Below are 15,313 nucleotides of genomic sequence, written 5' to 3'. Positions count from 1 at the left end.
TTAAAGTTTTCTTTTGATATAATTTTTGATTTTAAAAATATAATTATAGCAAAGAAATTTTATGGATAACTACGAATTTAGCGAACTTTTAAAAACTTTAAAAAACAAAGTCGGCAACATAGCCTCCATCATCAAGCCTGAAAATATCCAAACAAGGCTTAAAGAAATCGAAGAACTCGAAAATTCTCCTTCTTTTTGGAGTGATGTCAAACAAGCAGGGATCATAGGCAAAGAAAAAACCAAAATCACCAATCTACTTAAAAACTATGAAAATGCTTTTAATGCCCTAAATGACGCAAGCGAACTTTTCGATCTGGCCAATAGCGAAAACGATACAGAAACGCTTGAAGCTTTATTTAATGACGCACCAAAACTTGAAGATACCATCACAAGTCTTGAAATTTCCATGCTTTTAAGCGGAGAAAATGATGGTAAAAATGCCATTGTTTCCATTCACCCAGGTGCGGGCGGAACGGAAAGCAATGACTGGGCAAGCATACTTTATAGAATGTATTTAAGATTTTGCGAAAGAGAAGGTTTTAAAGTCGAAACTCTAGACTTTCAAGAAGGCGAAGAAGCAGGGCTTAAAGATGTGAGCTTTTTAGTTAAAGGCGAAAATGCTTATGGTTATTTAAAGGCTGAAAATGGCATTCATCGTTTGGTAAGAACTTCTCCTTTTGATAGTGCAGGACGCCGTCATACAAGCTTTTCAAGTGTTATGGTAAGCCCTGAACTTGATGATGATATAGAAATTGAAATCGAAGAAAAAGACATAAGAATAGATTATTACAGAGCAAGTGGTGCAGGCGGACAACATGTTAATAAAACAGAATCAGCCGTGAGAATCACGCATTTTCCAACAGGCATAGTCGTACAATGCCAAAATGACAGAAGTCAGCACAAAAACAAAGCTACCGCTTTTAAAATGCTAAAATCTCGCCTTTATGAACTTGAACTCATGAAACAACAAGATAGTGCTAATGCTGGAGAAAAAAGCGAGATAGGCTGGGGGCATCAAATCCGCTCTTATGTGCTTTTTCCTTATCAGCAAGTCAAAGATAATCGCAGTGGAGAAGCTTTTTCTCAAGTGGATAATATCCTTGATGGGGATATTAAGAAAATGATAGAAGGCGTTTTGATTGCTTTAAAAGCAGAATGATAAAAGGATTAAAATGACTTTCAATCTTACCCATCTAAGACAACTTGAAAGTGAGTCTATTTTCATCATGCGTGAAGTAATATCTGAATTTGAAAAGCCAGCTATGCTTTATAGCATAGGTAAAGATAGTTCAGTGATGCTTCATCTTTTACAAAAAGCTTTTTATCCAGCCACTCCTCCTTTGCCTTTAGTGCATGTAGATACGACTTGGAAATTTAAAGAAATGATAGAATTTCGTGATAAAAGAGCTAAAGAACTCGGTATGGAACTTATCGTTTATACTAATCCAAAAGGCAAAGAAATAAATATATCCCCTTTTATACATGGCTCAAATATGCATACAGATATCATGAAAACTCAAGCTTTAAAGCAAATGCTTGATTTATACCAATTTGATGCTGTTTTTGGAGGAGCTAGACGCGATGAGGAAAAATCGCGAGCAAAAGAGAGAATTTATTCCTTCCGTGATGAAAATCACACTTGGGATCCTAAAAATCAACGCCCAGAACTTTGGAATTTATATAATGGACGCCATAAAAAAGGAGAATCCATAAGAGTTTTTCCGCTGAGCAATTGGACTGAACTTGATATTTGGCAGTATATATACCTTGAAAATATTCCTATACCAAGTCTTTATCTTGCCAAAAAAAGACCTATAGTTGAATACATGGGAATAAAAATTTTAGTTGATGATGATAGAATGCCAAAAGATTTAGCAAAAAATGCTAAAGAAGAAATGGTAAGATTTAGAACTTTGGGTTGCTATCCTCTAACTGGAGCCATAAATTCAAATGCCACAAGTGTTTTAGATATCATAGAAGAACTACTTCTAGCTACAACCAGTGAAAGACAGGGAAGACTTATAGATAGTGATGAAGAAGCTAGCATGGAAAAGAAAAAACAACAAGGATATTTTTAATGCGAAGTGTAGAAAATTATCTAAAAGAACATGAAAATAAAGAACTTTGTCGTTTTATCACTTGTGGTAGCGTTGATGATGGAAAATCTACTCTTATAGGAAGATTGCTTTATGATACTAAAGCTCTTTTTAGTGATCAAATAAGCACCTTAGAAAAAGATAGTAAAAAAATGGGAAATGCCGGAGATAAACTTGATTTTGCACTTTTGGTAGATGGGCTTGCAAGCGAAAGAGAACAAGGCATTACTATAGATGTGGCTTATAGATTTTTTACCAGTAATAAACGCAAATTTATTATAGCTGATACACCAGGGCATGAACAATACACTAGAAACATGACAACAGGAGCAAGCACAGCAGATATTGCTATTATTTTAATTGATGCAAGAAAAGGGGTTTTAAAGCAAACTAAAAGGCATTCTTATATAGTGAGCTTACTTGGTATTAAAAATTTTATCATTGCCATTAACAAAATGGATCTAGTTTCTTACGAAGAAAAAATCTTCAATGATATTTGTAAAGATTATGAAAAAATCATCTCTTATTTGCAAGAAGATATCCAAACACATTTTATTCCCATTTGTGCTTTAAATGGTGAAAATATCACTCAAAAAAGTAGAAATTTATCTTGGTATAAAGGCGAAACTCTACTTACACTTTTAGATGAAATTAAAATAAATAAAATCATTCAAAATGATTTTATCATGCCCGTGCAGTATGTTAATCGCCCACATTTAAATTTTCGTAGTTTTTGCGGAAATATAGCAAGTGGTTATGTAAAATTACAAGATGAAGTTATAGTCTTGCCTTCTATGCAAAAATCTAAAATTAAAAGTATCATTACAAATGATATTAAAGATTTAAGAACTTTAGATAAAAATGAAATCATTCCAAGTCAAAATGAAGCTTGTGTTAATATGGCCGTAAGTTTATGTTTAGAAGATGAAATCGATATTTCTAGAGGCGATATTTTAGCATCTATCAACCATGATCTTAAAATGAGCAATGCTTTTGAATCTATGATTATATGGATGAGTCAAAAACAATTAGATCTTAATGAAAATTATCTTATAAAAAGAGCTCATAATCTTTGCAATGTTAAATTTGAAAATATTAACTATAAAAAAGATATCAATACTTTTAAAGAAGAAAATGCCTCAAATTTAATACTTAATGATATTGCAAATTGCACTTTAAAACTAGATAAAAATTTAGCACTTAAAGAGTATAAAGATAATAAAACCTTAGGATCATTTATTATCATCGATAAATATAGCAATGAAACCTTGGCCGCAGGTATGATAATAAAAATTTTAAATTCACAGCAAAGCCAAAGAATTTACACTCAAGCTGAAATAGAACTTAACGCTTTTATAAGAAAAAACTATCCGGAATGGGGGTGTAGAAAAATATGAAAATCATAGTAGGTATCACGCTTTTAATTCTACTTATATTGCTCATACGCAACAAAATAAAGCCTGCTGTTTTATTTGGAAGTTTGGCAGGATTTTACTACGCTTTAGGTTATCTTGATTTTAAAACTTGGATAAGTTCTTATACAAATGATTCTTTAATTTCACTCATGTTACTACTTCTAGTTTCTATCGCTGTTGAAAAAACTATCATTATAGAATGGGCAAGTAAATTTATCATAGGAAAGAACTATAATCTTTCTCTTTTGAGATTAGGTGTAATTACTTGTGCGGTTTCAGCCTTTTTAAACAATACCGCAGTAGTAGCAAGCTTTATGGGTATAGTAAAAAACAATAAATTTCAAGCTCCTTCAAAGCTTTTAATCCCTCTTTCTTATTTTGCCATAGTAGGTGGTGTTATCACTCTTGTGGGAACTTCTACAAATTTAATCATCAATTCCTTTGTGGTACAAAATGGACTACCGAGTCTTAAAATGTTTGATTTTTTTTATATAGGTATAGCTTTAAGCATAGGAATGATTTTGGTTTTGATGATTTTTAGTAAATTATTGCCTCATTATGAAAATAAAGATAAAAATATAAAAGAACATTTAATCGCTTTAAAAGTTTTAGAAAATAGCTCTTTAATAGGCAAAAGCATAGAAGAGAACAAACTTAGAAATTTAGAGTTTTTATTTTTAGTAGAAATTCAAAGAAACAATCAAAGCATCACTCCCGTTTCACATAATGAAATCATAAATGCAAAAGATACACTTATATTTAGTGGAGATATTTCACAACTTGAAACTCTAAATAAATTTGATGGCTTAAAACTTGCAGATGGTTATGAGTTGAAAGAAAGTAAATTTATCGATGCAATCATTTCTCCAACTTCTAATTTAATTGGAAAAAGCGTAAAAGAAGCTAATTTTAGATCTAAATTTGACGCAGCTATTATTTCTTTACAAAGAGGAGATGTGCATATCAAAAAAATTGGCGAAAGTGTTTTGCAAGCTGGAGATAGAATGATTTTAGCTGTGGGTAAAGATTTTATCCTAAGGGATAATTTAGCTAAAAATTTTTATTTACTTTCAAATATCAAACAAAACGAAAAACTTGATGCTAAAAAAAGCTTAATGACCATAATGGCTTTTTTAAGTGTTATTGTTTTTTCGGCTTTAAATTTTATCTCTTTTACCAAAGCTTTGCTTATTTGTTTAGGCTTTTTACTACTTTGCAAATTTATCAAGCTTGATGAAATAAAAAGGCGTTTTCCTTTTGATATTTTTATCATAGTAGGCTCTTCTTTAGCAATTACTAAAGTACTTGTAGATAGCGGACTTGCCAAAGATTTAGCTCAACTTATCACAGGTTTTTTTGGACATTATGGAGTTTATGGAAGTTTTATAGGAGTTTATCTTTTAACCCTACTTTTAACCGAATTTATTACCAATAACGCTGCTGCAGCCTTAGCTTTCCCCATAGGTTTTGCCACAGCTCAAGCCTTGGGAGTAAATCCTTTGCCTTTCATCTTTGCTGTAGCTTATGGGGCTAGTGCTGGGTTTATGATACCACATGGATACCAAACTCATTTAATGGTTAGCTCGCTTTGTGATTACAAAATGACAGATTTTATAAAAATAGGCGCCATTGTTTCTATCATGTATAGTGCTATAATTCTCATAGGCGTACCTTTAATCTTTAATTTTTAGGATATTTATGGATAAAAATCTTACTTGGCATAATACAAATATCACCAAAGAACAAAGATCAAAACTTAAAAATCAAAAACCTTGCGTACTTTGGCTAACAGGACTTAGTGCAAGTGGAAAATCAACCATTGCCAATGCTTTAGAACAGAAATTACACAAGCTTGGTTTTCATACTTATTTGCTTGATGGAGATAATATTCGCATAGGTTTAAATAAAGACTTAGGCTTTGATGAAAACTCAAGAGTGGAAAACATAAGACGCATAGCAGAACTTTGCAAACTTTTTGTTGATAGTGGTTTGATTATACTAAGTGCTTTTATCTCACCTTTTAAAAGCGATAGAGCTTTGGCAAGATCTTTAGTAAAAAAAGATGAATTTATAGAAATTTTTGTAGATACACCTTTAGAACTCTGTGAAAAAAGAGATCCTAAAGGACTTTACAAAAAGGCAAGAAATGGAGAAATAAAAAATTTCACAGGTATAGACAGTCCTTATGAAAAACCTCAAAATCCTGAAATTCATTTGCAAAATTCCAAAGCCAAGCTTAATGAAAATGTAGATATAATCTTAAACTATCTTAAAGAAAATGGATATATTGATACTTGAAAAAATTTATGTAGAAAATAAAAATATTTGAGTAAAAAAGTTTTTTACATAATAAAATTTTAAAAAATTCTTATTTGATGGAGTTAAAATATTGTTTAAAGATTATCACGATAAATATGGTTGTATCTTTATCCATGTACCAAAAGTTGCTGGAACAAGTATAGAAAGAGTCGTTTTTGAAACAGACAAATGGCTTGTTGGACATGTAAGAGCATTAGACTATATCAATCAAGATAAAAACAAATTTGAAAGTTATTTTTCTTTTGCTTTTGTAAGAAATCCTTTTGGCAGAATGGTTTCTGCATTCCATTATCTTAAAAAAGGCGGTGGAAATGATTATGATAAAAATTGGGCAGATGAAAATTTAAAAGACTTTGATACTTTTGAACAATTTGTTTTAGCTTTAAAAAATAAAAATATAAAAGATAAAATTCTATCTTGGCAACATTTTACTCCACAATATAAATTTATCTGCGATGAAAATAAAAATATTTTAGTTAATTTTATAGGTAAATTAGAAAATATAAATAATGATTTTAAAATAGTTAAAAATGAATTAAATTTTGATAGAAATTTAATTCATTCAAATTCAAGCAAGCATGAAATTTTCTCAAATTATTACAATGAAAAAACATACAACATAATAGCAGAGCTTTATAAGGAAGATTTTGCATTATTTGATTATGATTTAGAATATAAAGAATCTATTTATAAAAATTTGGATGTGCAATTCTTATTAAGTATGTACAAAGAAAAATTATTTTTAAAAAATAAAGAGATAGAAAAACTTAGATTATCGCAATTTAAAAAAAATAAAGAAATAAATTCCCAAAATAATATAATCTTACAACAAACTAATCAAATTTACAACTTGAATAAAACCTTAAAAAATAAAGAAAACCTATTAACTATAAAGGAAAATCAAATTCATAATTTAAATGAAACACTAAATTTCCAAAATCACCATGGAAAAGCTAAAACTCGTATTCAAAACCAACTTTCTTATAAACTAGGACAAACTTTGATTTTAAATTCTAAAAGTATATTAGGCTACTTATCTTTACCTTTTATAATATTAAGTATTGTTATTTCACATAAACAAGAACAAAAGGCTTATAAATTTAAAATAAAGAAAAATCCAAATTTAGCTTTACCACCTTTAGAAACTTATCCTGATTATAAAGAAGCTTTAAAAGAAAAAGAATGTTTTACTTATAAACTAGGAGAAGAATTTATTAAGGCTAGTAAGAATTGGTATGGGGGGGGGTATATCAAGTTTTACTTCAAAGATGTGCCTAGGTTGAAGAGAGAGTACGAGAGAAAAAGATAAAATATATATTAGATATATTTACACTCACTCAAACAAATTTTTATGCAAAATTTCTTCTAAAACCACAGTGGCATAAGAGCCTTTTTGTAAAAAAAACTCTATACAAAAATGAGCTTTTTCTTCATCATAACGCCATTTTAACTCTTCTAAATATCCCCACATAAAGCGTCTTGAACCTTGCATTTTAGCCTTAAATTCCAAAGCATCTTTAAAAATTTCATTTTCTAAATTTAAAGCCAAACCTTCTCCTGTTTCATAAGTCTTAGCACCAATTAAAAGCCCCATAGCGCTAATGTCTCTTGCTCTAAAACGCTCAAGCTCAGCACTTAAATCCTCGCATAAAAAACACTTTCCAAAAGGATAATGCCCTAAAACTTCGCCTTTTAAAAGCTTAAAAAATTGTTCTTGTTTTTTAAGTTCCTTAGCTTCTTCTTTAGAAATTTTATAAATTTGGATCAATTCTTTTTCGCTAAAATCATTTGCAAAATGTGATAACTCCACTCTTTTACTCAAATAACGATTAAAAAGCTCACTTTGAAAAGCTGAAATTAAAAACTCTTTCATTTTTACATTTTTCATCTTTTTGCCATGCAAAATTTCAAGCCCTTCTTTGTAATTATCCCCAAATTTTCCAAAACGCTGATAGCCAAAATAATTCGCAAAACCTTGTTTATCCAAATTCATCAAAGCTTGTTCTAGCTTTAAAGCATCGCTTGGTAAAACTTTTTTTAAGCGTATGAAAAAAGAATTTCCTTTTAAATGCCCTATTCTTAGCTTGTTTTCATGGATAAAAGTTTCTAAAATTTTAAGTTTAGGATGAGAAAAATTTGACAAAAAACTCTCAAATTTTTTAGGCATAGAAAGGTATTGAAAGGTTGATCCTTGCTTGTCTTTAAGCCCTGCATAACCAAAATCTCTTATTTTAACCCCGCTTGCTTCACTTAAAATTTTTAAAGCTTCATTTGTGGTTAAATCTTTTTTATTGATATGTAAAATAAGATGTTCGCCCTTACCGCTAAATTCATACAAAGGTCTTTCACGTACTACAAAATCATCGCTATTTTTACTAAAATACGCATTAATAGGGCTGTGTTTTAAACTATACAAAGGCTTAAAAATGGTGTTCTCTTCCGCTAAATTCATATTTTCCTTTCACTGCTTTTCCAAAGATATTTAATTTCACGCCGTGTTTTTTGGCTATTGTTTGTATATTTTGCCGTTCTTTTTCATCAAAAGCAAATAAAATTTCATATTCTTCTCCGCTATAAAGCGTATAATCATCAAGTTTTTTAAACCAAGAAATACCGCATTTATTTAAGGCTAAAAGTCTTGATAAATCCTTACTTAAACCATCTGAAATATCCATAGCACAAGAAATTAAAGGTGCGATTTCATAAAAAAAACTAGCTCTTAATTTTGGCTTTATAAATACATGGTTTGGTTTTAAAGTGCCCCCATTTTGTAAAATTTCAAGCCCTTTTAAACTTCGCCCTAATTTTCCTGTATAAGCAAGTAAATGTCCTTTTTTTAAACCTTTTCTAAAAACAGCTTTATTATTGATCTTTGAAATGATAGTAAGACTAATGTCTATTTTATCATTGCCTATAGTATCGCCGCCTATGATTTTTATATTAAATTTTCTCGCTGTTTTTAAAAAACCTTTTTGCAAGGCTTTGATCTCATTTTCGCTTAAATTTTTTGGTAAAGCAAGTCCTAAAAGTGCGTATTTTGGTACAGCATTCATCACAATAGCATCTGAGATATTAACAAGCATTGCTTTTGTAGCAATTTGCTCTAAGCTAAACCACTCTCTTTTAAAATGCACGTTTTCAAAAAACAAATCCTTGCTAAAACACCAATCATCGATAATAGCTCCATCATCGCCATTTTTTTCATTTAAAAAAGCTTTGATAATAAAATCTTCTTTGTTCATAATGCGTGATTTTATAAAATTTCCTTTTAAATTCTAGTGAATTTTAGAAAAATTTTATATAATATAGAAATATTTAAGGAAAAACCATGAAAAAATTAGAATTAAGAATTTTTAGATTTGATAAAACCAAGGATTACGAGGCTTATTATAAACCTTATATTTATGATAATTATGAAAATTTTGCAAGTTTTTATGATCTGCTTTTGCAAGTTCAAGATGATGATATGTATTTTGATTTTGATAAAGATGAAGATGCTTACATAGTGGTAAATAAGCAAATCATACCACTTTTTACACCTTTAGAAAAAATAGCAAAAGAATTTGATTTTAATCTTTGTATCGAACCTTTAAGCACAAAAAGAGCCATTAAAGATCTTATCATCGATAAAAATGATTTTTTAGACAAATACAAATATCTTGAAAAATTTGGCGATGAAGAGGATAAAAAGCTTTATGCAAAATATGATTATTTATATTATGCGAGTGAAATTTTAGACTATCTTCCTGAATATATGGGCGATGGAGTGTTTTATTTGGCTTCAAAAATGATAGAAAAATATCCTGAAAAAAAGATAGAAATTTTAAAAACTCTAGCAGATAAAGAAAAGGGTATTTTTTATCATCTTGAAAGCAAAAATGAAATTTTAGAAACAACGATCAAAAACCTACAAAATGAAATTTTAAATTTAGGGCTTTTTGATGAAAATATTTTACACTTTGATTTACCTAAAACCAATGCTTTTGATAATGAGATCAAAGAACTTAAGGAAATTAAGCATAATTTTAAAGATTTCAATATAGCTTTTTATGGTTTTAATGCTTGCGATACTTTAAAATCCAAACTTGAGGCTAAATTTATTTCCTATGAAAACAGTACAAAAAATAATGGCTTTACTTTGCTGAATTTAAATCCCACACTAAGCTATAAAATGGCTGCAGATATTGTTTTGGACGCTTATGATAGCGGGGCTGATTTTATGGTAGTAAAAGAAGAAAAGGATTTTTATCTTTTTGATACTTGTGCTAAAAAACTTATGCAAACAAGTGGGAGAGAATTTGAAGACTTTTATATTTTAAGTCGTTTTGAGTTTTTAGCCCTTATCCAAGGTATACAAGCTCCATCATTAAAAAATCACACTTTAAAGGTTAGTTTGATATGAAAATCTCTTTAGAATGTAAAGACCTCATCATAGAAAAAACTTTAGAACTTTTTTTAAAAGATCATTTGGTAATGAAAAAAGATTGTGATTTTATCATTAGCGATGAAAAAATTCACACCGCAAAACCCTTATTTATCATCTCTAAGAACTCTCCATTTTTAAGCGTGCCATTTAGCAAAGAAGCCTTGTTTGAGTCTTTAAATGAATTTGACAATGCTTTAAAAGCAGCAGCTTTACAACTTGCACTTGAACAAAAAAGACTGCTTGAAGAAAAAATTGACGCTATTGCTTTGGAATTTAAAAAAGATTATGAAAATAAAATCGATCTTGCCATAAAAGATCTTAAAAACAAACTCGTAAAAGCACTTAATGATGAATGATGAATTTATAAGCGTTAAAGACTTTTTTAATCACAATGAAAAAAGAAAAAAATTTCTTCAAAAACAAGAAATTAGTTCCCCTAAAGAAAAAATAAAAAAAGTCAAAGAAACAAAGCTTTATACAAATATAGAAAGTGGTAAATACAAAGGGAAAAAACTACTTTTACCTAGTCTTACAACAACAAGAAGTACTAAAAGCATAGTAAAAAGTTGTGTTTTTAATGTAATAAGGGAAGATTTAAGAGATAAAATTTTCATTGAAGCCTTTGGTGGAAGTGCTTTAATGGCGGCTGAAGCGCTAAGTAATTATGCTTTAAAAGCTTATGCTATAGAACTTGATGTAAAAGCCTATAAAATTGCTTTAGAAAATGCTAAAAATATAGATCCAAATTTAGAAGTTATCCATGCAAATACTTTTGAAATTTTACCCAAACTCATAGAAAATTCAAAAAATAAAATCATCTTATATCTTGATCCACCTTTTGATATTAGGGAAGGTTTTAGCGATATTTATGAAAAAATTTATCATTTTTTAGAAAATTTAGATTTAAAGGCTTTAAATTTAATCATTTTTGAACACCACTCAACCATAAAAACTCCCGAAAAAATCCAAAATTTTCAAAAAGTCAAAGAAAAGAAATTTGGATCAACTAGCTTAAGCTTTTACGCTTCTTAACTTACTTGGAACACTTCTTGCTTGATCTATCATCAACAATAGATTAAAGGAAGAATCCATGAGAGTTTTAACGATATTTTTACTCTTTATGACAAGCATTTTTGCAGTACAAATCAAGGATGTAGCAAACACTGTAGGTGTAAGAGATAACCAACTTATAGGTTATGGACTTGTTGTAGGGCTTAATGGAAGCGGCGATGGAACAAGCTCTAAATTTACACTACAATCCATCTCAAACCTTTTGCAAGGTATGAATATCAAAGTAGATCCTAACGATATCAAATCAAAAAATACCGCAGCTGTTATGGTTACAGCCAAACTTCCAGCCTTTGCAAAAAGCGGAGATAAACTTGATATTACCGTTTCATCTATGGGTGATGCAAAATCTTTACAAGGCGGAACACTTTTACTGACTGCACTTCGTGGGATTGATGGTGAAATTTATGCTATAGCACAAGGCTCTATCTCAACAGGAGGTTTAACACCTAGACCAGGAGGAGCAGGTTCTCACTCAACTGCTGCAACCGTAATGGGCGGAGCTAATGTAGAAAGAGAAATTCCACAAAATTTTAGCCAAAATAATGATCTAACCTTAAGCTTAAAAGTAGCAGATTTTAAAACCGCAAATGATATAGAAAGAGTTTTAAATACCGTTTTTGGCGAAGAAGTGGCTAAAGCCATCGACTCTCGCACAGTAAAACTCAAAAAACCTGAAGATCTTTCAAATGTTGATTTTATGGCAAGAGTTTTAGAACAAGATATAGCCTATAAACCACAAAGCAAAGTTATCATCGATGAAAGAACAGGAACAGTGATTGCCGGAGTTGATGTAGAGGTAGAACCTGTTTTAATCACTCATAAAGATATCACCATAAAAATAGATCCAAACAATAACGCAGTAGCTAATCAAAATGAAATCGATATGAAAGATGGTGGTTTTGTAGATCCAAGTTCAAATACCTTAAGAATCAACAATGCAAAAAGCACAGTTGCAAATATAGCTAGAATGCTTAACAAACTTGGAGCAACCCCAAATGACATTATCGCTATTATGGAAAATTTAAAGCGCGCAGGTGCAATTAACGCGGATTTGGAGATCATCTAATGAAAGTGGATAATTTTTTAAATACTTATAGTATGAATAGTGCTTTACTTGATCGTGCAGCCAAACCAAGAAGTTTAGAATCAAGCATCAAAATAAATGACAATGATATAGTTACAAAGAGCAAAGAAGATGAAGCCTTAAAAGAACAAACGGATGCTTTTGAAGCATTTTTTTTAAAGCAAGTTTTAGACGTATCTTTAAAAAGTCAAAATTCACTCTTTGGAAAAGATGCCAGCGATGAAATATACTCTTCCATGTATAACGATACTATGAGTAAAGCTTTAAGTGGAGGTATGGGTTTTTCAAAATTATTATACGATTTTTTAAAAGAAAGGGGTTAAGTTTTTTAAATTTGGGTCGATATGGTTTGTAGAGGATTATAACTAAGATCAAGGAGGCAGAAATGATCAATCCTATACAACAAAGTTATGTGGTAAATACCGCATTAAATACAAATAGAATAGATAAAGAAACTAAAACAAACGATACTCAAAAAACGGAAAATGATAAAGCGAGTAAAATCGCAGAGCAGATTAAAAACGGTACTTATAAAATCGATACAAAAGCTACAGCTGCTGCGATTGCTGACTCTTTAATCTAAAACTTTCATTCTCCTTTTTTTGAGATAGAAAAGGAGAAAATATGCTTAAACAAAGACTTGATGAAGTAAATGCTATCTTAGCGAAACTTATTACTTTAACCGAAGAAGATATAGAAAATATCAAAGTGGCTAAACATGAGAGTGTAACGCCAAGTGTAGAAGAAAAAAACAAACTTATCGCCGAATTTATTACAGCTAAAAAACAACTTGATGTTGCCTTGGTTGAGCTAAATAATAGCTCTACAAAAAGGCTTAGTGAACTCTTAGATGATGAAGATAAACAAAAACTAGATCTACTTAAAAAAAATCTTCAAAACCTTCATAGTAAAAACAAAGAGTATGCTAAATTTGTTCTTATTGTCAAAGATTTTCTTGATGGCTTAGTAAATAAAATGTTTGATATCAATGATGGAACAAATAATGCTTATGGAGATAAAAAGACAAATCCAGAGTCAATTTTCAAGATCAATGTATAAGGATTTATAATGGGTATTTTTGGAACATTATACACAGGTGTTACAGGCTTAAAGGCAAGCGAAGTTCAAATCGCAACAACTGGAAATAATATCTCAAATGCTAATGCAACTTTTTATACACGCCAAAGAGTAGTGCAAACTACAAATGGGTATATTACCACAGGTGGAGTTCAAGTAGGCACAGGAACTGCTATAGAAAGTATAGTGCGTTTGCATGATGAGTATTCTTACTATAAATTAAAAGGTGCATCAAATCAACTAGAATACACTAAATACATGGCTTCAACCTTACAAGAAATCGCTCAGCGTTTTCCAGACTTACAAAATACTGGAATTTTGAAAGATTTAGAAAATTATAACAAAGCTTGGAATGATTTTGCATCTAACCCCAATGAAAATGCCACAAAAATAGCCCTTGTAAAAGCTTCTCAAACCTTAACAGAAAGCGTTAATAACACTTTTGCAACCTTGGATAAAATCCAAAAAAAAGTAAATGATGATATTAAAAATACGGTTGATGAGATTAATAGAATCGGTGAAGAAATTGCCACTATAAATAAACAAATTTATGGACAAGAAGCCTTACCAACAGAACACGCAAATGAGCTTAGGGATAGAAGAGATGAACTTGAGCTTACTCTTTCAAAGCTAGTTAGTGCAGTTGCAAGCAAAAATGAAATCAATCAAGACAATCGCCTTGATACAACCATCACTGATCCAGGACATCAATACAATCTAAGCATAGAAGGTTTTAGTATAGTAGACGGGATAAATTTTCATCCTTTAAAGCTTGATTATGATGATAAAAATAAATCTTATAGCATTTATTATGAAACTCCTGATGAAAAAGTTCGCGATCTTACTGCAAAGATTAACGGTGGACAGCTTGGTGCTCAACTTGACTTACGCGGTAGAAACTATAGCAAAAGCGAAGGAAAATATGAAGATGGAATTATCCAAGGTTATATGGATTCTTTAGATACTTTTGCTAAGACCATGATCAATGAAACTAACAATCTTTATGCAAGTTCTGCGAAAAGTTCTGTTACTTCTGATTATCTATCTGGACTTAAGGGAGATATTCCTTTAGTCAATTACGACAGAACCATACAACCAGGAAGTTTTGATATAGTCATTTATGATGATAAAGGCGATAAAAAACTCACCAAAACCATCACCATAGATGTAAATACAACCATGAATGATATCATGCGTCAAATCAATGCTAATACAGATGATAATAACGATCACAATGCAAATAATGATGTTGATGATCATATCAATGCAAGTTTTAGCTACGATGCAAAAACTGGAGACGGTTTATTCCAAATCAATGCAAAATCAGGCTTTAAGGTAGCCATTGAAGATAAAGGCACAAATTTCGCAGGTGCGTTTAGTATAGGTGGTTTTTTCAGCGGAACTGATGCAAGTGATATGAAAGTAAAAGATTCTATCTTAAATGATCCAAGCACAGTAAGAGCAAGCTCAAATGGGGTTGATAGTGGCAATGACATGGCAAATAAAATCATCCAACTTCAATATGATAAAGTTAATTTTTATAATGAAGATGGCACTATTGATAATCTTACCATGGAAGAATATTACCGCAAACTTACAGGTAAAATAGCCTCAGATGGTGAAAATAACAATGTTGTAAATTCAAGCAATGAAACTCTTTATAATTCTGTTTATAGCGAATACCAATCTAAAAGTGGTGTAAATACAAATGAAGAATTAGCCGCTCTTATACAATACCAATCAAGTTACGGTGCTGCAGCAAAAATCGTCTCAACTGTAGATCAAATGCTTGATACCTTACTAGGGCTTAAATCTTAAGCTCTAG

16 protein-coding genes are annotated in these 15,313 nt (G+C 30.5%); 14 read left to right on the top strand and 2 right to left on the bottom strand.

The window, feature by feature from the left end; genetic code table 11:
- Positions 1-61: 61 nt before the first annotated feature.
- From prfB to AJ936_RS06105, 6 genes are all read left to right on the top strand, one after another.
- Positions 62-1,159, top strand: a complete 1,098-nt coding sequence (prfB, locus tag AJ936_RS06130; RefSeq protein ID WP_002867022.1) for a peptide chain release factor 2 — start codon at positions 62-64, stop codon at positions 1,157-1,159.
- A gap of 13 nt (positions 1,160-1,172) precedes the next feature.
- The gene (cysD, locus tag AJ936_RS06125; RefSeq protein ID WP_052858334.1) at positions 1,173-2,078 is read left to right on the top strand and encodes a sulfate adenylyltransferase subunit CysD; all 906 of its coding nucleotides are present in this window, start codon (positions 1,173-1,175) and stop codon (positions 2,076-2,078) included.
- Positions 2,078-3,493 (top strand): sulfate adenylyltransferase subunit CysN, encoded by a 1,416-nt coding sequence (cysN, locus tag AJ936_RS06120; RefSeq protein WP_052858336.1) that lies wholly within the window; start codon positions 2,078-2,080, stop codon positions 3,491-3,493. Before cysD ends, cysN begins: the two co-directional genes overlap by 1 nt.
- Entirely contained in the window at positions 3,490-5,202 is a 1,713-nt protein-coding gene (locus tag AJ936_RS06115) for an SLC13 family permease (RefSeq protein WP_052858338.1), read from the top strand. Before cysN ends, AJ936_RS06115 begins: the two co-directional genes overlap by 4 nt.
- Before the next feature lie 7 nt (positions 5,203-5,209).
- Positions 5,210-5,809 carry an adenylyl-sulfate kinase gene (cysC, locus tag AJ936_RS06110; RefSeq protein ID WP_052858340.1) on the top strand — a complete coding sequence of 200 codons (600 nt, stop codon included), beginning with the start codon at positions 5,210-5,212 and terminating at the stop codon, positions 5,807-5,809.
- 91 nt (positions 5,810-5,900) lie between these two features.
- Complete coding sequence (locus AJ936_RS06105) at positions 5,901-7,139, top strand: sulfotransferase family 2 domain-containing protein (RefSeq protein WP_070274208.1); 1,239 nt, start codon at positions 5,901-5,903, stop codon at positions 7,137-7,139.
- 24 nt (positions 7,140-7,163) lie between these two features.
- Here the strand turns inward: AJ936_RS06105 and truD are convergent, their stop codons facing one another.
- Together truD and AJ936_RS06095 are read right to left on the bottom strand one after the other, a co-directional pair.
- Positions 7,164-8,282, bottom strand: coding sequence for a tRNA pseudouridine(13) synthase TruD (gene truD / locus AJ936_RS06100; RefSeq protein ID WP_052858344.1), 1,119 nt, complete (start codon positions 8,280-8,282; stop codon positions 7,164-7,166).
- Positions 8,251-9,072 carry a thiamine-phosphate kinase gene (locus AJ936_RS06095; protein ID WP_052858346.1) on the bottom strand — a complete coding sequence of 274 codons (822 nt, stop codon included), beginning with the start codon at positions 9,070-9,072 and terminating at the stop codon, positions 8,251-8,253. The genes truD and AJ936_RS06095 overlap by 32 nt, the downstream gene beginning before the upstream one ends.
- Before the next feature lie 86 nt (positions 9,073-9,158).
- Here AJ936_RS06095 and AJ936_RS06090 point away from each other — a divergent pair, with 86 nt between their 5' ends.
- The 8 genes from AJ936_RS06090 to flgK all read left to right on the top strand — a co-directional run bounded on the left by AJ936_RS06090 (position 9,159) and on the right by flgK (position 15,306).
- Positions 9,159-10,232, top strand: a complete 1,074-nt coding sequence (locus AJ936_RS06090) for a DUF5644 domain-containing protein (protein WP_070274207.1) — start codon at positions 9,159-9,161, stop codon at positions 10,230-10,232.
- A complete protein-coding gene (locus tag AJ936_RS06085) occupies positions 10,229-10,612 on the top strand; it encodes a hypothetical protein (protein WP_002870895.1) in 384 nt (127 codons plus the stop codon). The genes AJ936_RS06090 and AJ936_RS06085 overlap by 4 nt, the downstream gene beginning before the upstream one ends.
- Positions 10,605-11,288 (top strand): 16S rRNA (guanine(966)-N(2))-methyltransferase RsmD, encoded by a 684-nt coding sequence (gene rsmD / locus AJ936_RS06080; RefSeq protein ID WP_044778878.1) that lies wholly within the window; start codon positions 10,605-10,607, stop codon positions 11,286-11,288. Before AJ936_RS06085 ends, rsmD begins: the two co-directional genes overlap by 8 nt.
- A gap of 58 nt (positions 11,289-11,346) precedes the next feature.
- A complete protein-coding gene (locus AJ936_RS06075; RefSeq protein WP_002826014.1) occupies positions 11,347-12,393 on the top strand; it encodes a flagellar basal body P-ring protein FlgI in 1,047 nt (348 codons plus the stop codon).
- Complete coding sequence (locus AJ936_RS06070) at positions 12,393-12,734, top strand: hypothetical protein (RefSeq protein ID WP_070274206.1); 342 nt, start codon at positions 12,393-12,395, stop codon at positions 12,732-12,734. The genes AJ936_RS06075 and AJ936_RS06070 overlap by 1 nt, the downstream gene beginning before the upstream one ends.
- A 62-nt stretch (positions 12,735-12,796) precedes the next feature.
- A complete protein-coding gene (gene flgM / locus AJ936_RS06065; protein ID WP_070210358.1) occupies positions 12,797-12,994 on the top strand; it encodes a flagellar biosynthesis anti-sigma factor FlgM in 198 nt (65 codons plus the stop codon).
- Between the two features lie 41 nt (positions 12,995-13,035).
- The gene (locus tag AJ936_RS06060) at positions 13,036-13,470 is read left to right on the top strand and encodes a flagellar protein FlgN (RefSeq protein ID WP_070274205.1); all 435 of its coding nucleotides are present in this window, start codon (positions 13,036-13,038) and stop codon (positions 13,468-13,470) included.
- Between the two features lie 9 nt (positions 13,471-13,479).
- On the top strand, positions 13,480-15,306 hold the full coding sequence (gene flgK / locus AJ936_RS06055; protein WP_002870892.1) for a flagellar hook-associated protein FlgK: 1,827 nt from the start codon (positions 13,480-13,482) through the stop codon (positions 15,304-15,306).
- Positions 15,307-15,313 lie beyond the last annotated feature (7 nt).

The sequence above is a fragment of the Campylobacter sp. BCW_6877 genome, from assembly GCF_001762445.1.
In the GTDB taxonomy this organism is placed as follows: domain Bacteria; phylum Campylobacterota; class Campylobacteria; order Campylobacterales; family Campylobacteraceae; genus Campylobacter_D; species Campylobacter_D jejuni.
This window is presented reverse-complemented; position numbering and strand designations above follow the sequence as displayed.

Coding starts and splice junctions, on each gene's coding strand:
- rsmD (WP_044778878.1), top strand. CDS start 10,605: ATGAATGATGAATTTATAAGCGTTAAAGACTTTTTTAATCACAATGAA.
- flgM (WP_070210358.1), top strand. CDS start 12,797: ATGATCAATCCTATACAACAAAGTTATGTGGTAAATACCGCATTAAAT.
- prfB (WP_002867022.1), top strand. CDS start 62: ATGGATAACTACGAATTTAGCGAACTTTTAAAAACTTTAAAAAACAAA.
- AJ936_RS06095 (WP_052858346.1), bottom strand. CDS start 9,072: ATGAACAAAGAAGATTTTATTATCAAAGCTTTTTTAAATGAAAAAAAT.
- AJ936_RS06070 (WP_070274206.1), top strand. CDS start 12,393: ATGAAAGTGGATAATTTTTTAAATACTTATAGTATGAATAGTGCTTTA.
- AJ936_RS06060 (WP_070274205.1), top strand. CDS start 13,036: ATGCTTAAACAAAGACTTGATGAAGTAAATGCTATCTTAGCGAAACTT.
- AJ936_RS06075 (WP_002826014.1), top strand. CDS start 11,347: ATGAGAGTTTTAACGATATTTTTACTCTTTATGACAAGCATTTTTGCA.
- AJ936_RS06085 (WP_002870895.1), top strand. CDS start 10,229: ATGAAAATCTCTTTAGAATGTAAAGACCTCATCATAGAAAAAACTTTA.
- truD (WP_052858344.1), bottom strand. CDS start 8,282: ATGAATTTAGCGGAAGAGAACACCATTTTTAAGCCTTTGTATAGTTTA.
- cysD (WP_052858334.1), top strand. CDS start 1,173: ATGACTTTCAATCTTACCCATCTAAGACAACTTGAAAGTGAGTCTATT.
- cysC (WP_052858340.1), top strand. CDS start 5,210: ATGGATAAAAATCTTACTTGGCATAATACAAATATCACCAAAGAACAA.
- AJ936_RS06090 (WP_070274207.1), top strand. CDS start 9,159: ATGAAAAAATTAGAATTAAGAATTTTTAGATTTGATAAAACCAAGGAT.
- flgK (WP_002870892.1), top strand. CDS start 13,480: ATGGGTATTTTTGGAACATTATACACAGGTGTTACAGGCTTAAAGGCA.
- cysN (WP_052858336.1), top strand. CDS start 2,078: ATGCGAAGTGTAGAAAATTATCTAAAAGAACATGAAAATAAAGAACTT.
- AJ936_RS06115 (WP_052858338.1), top strand. CDS start 3,490: ATGAAAATCATAGTAGGTATCACGCTTTTAATTCTACTTATATTGCTC.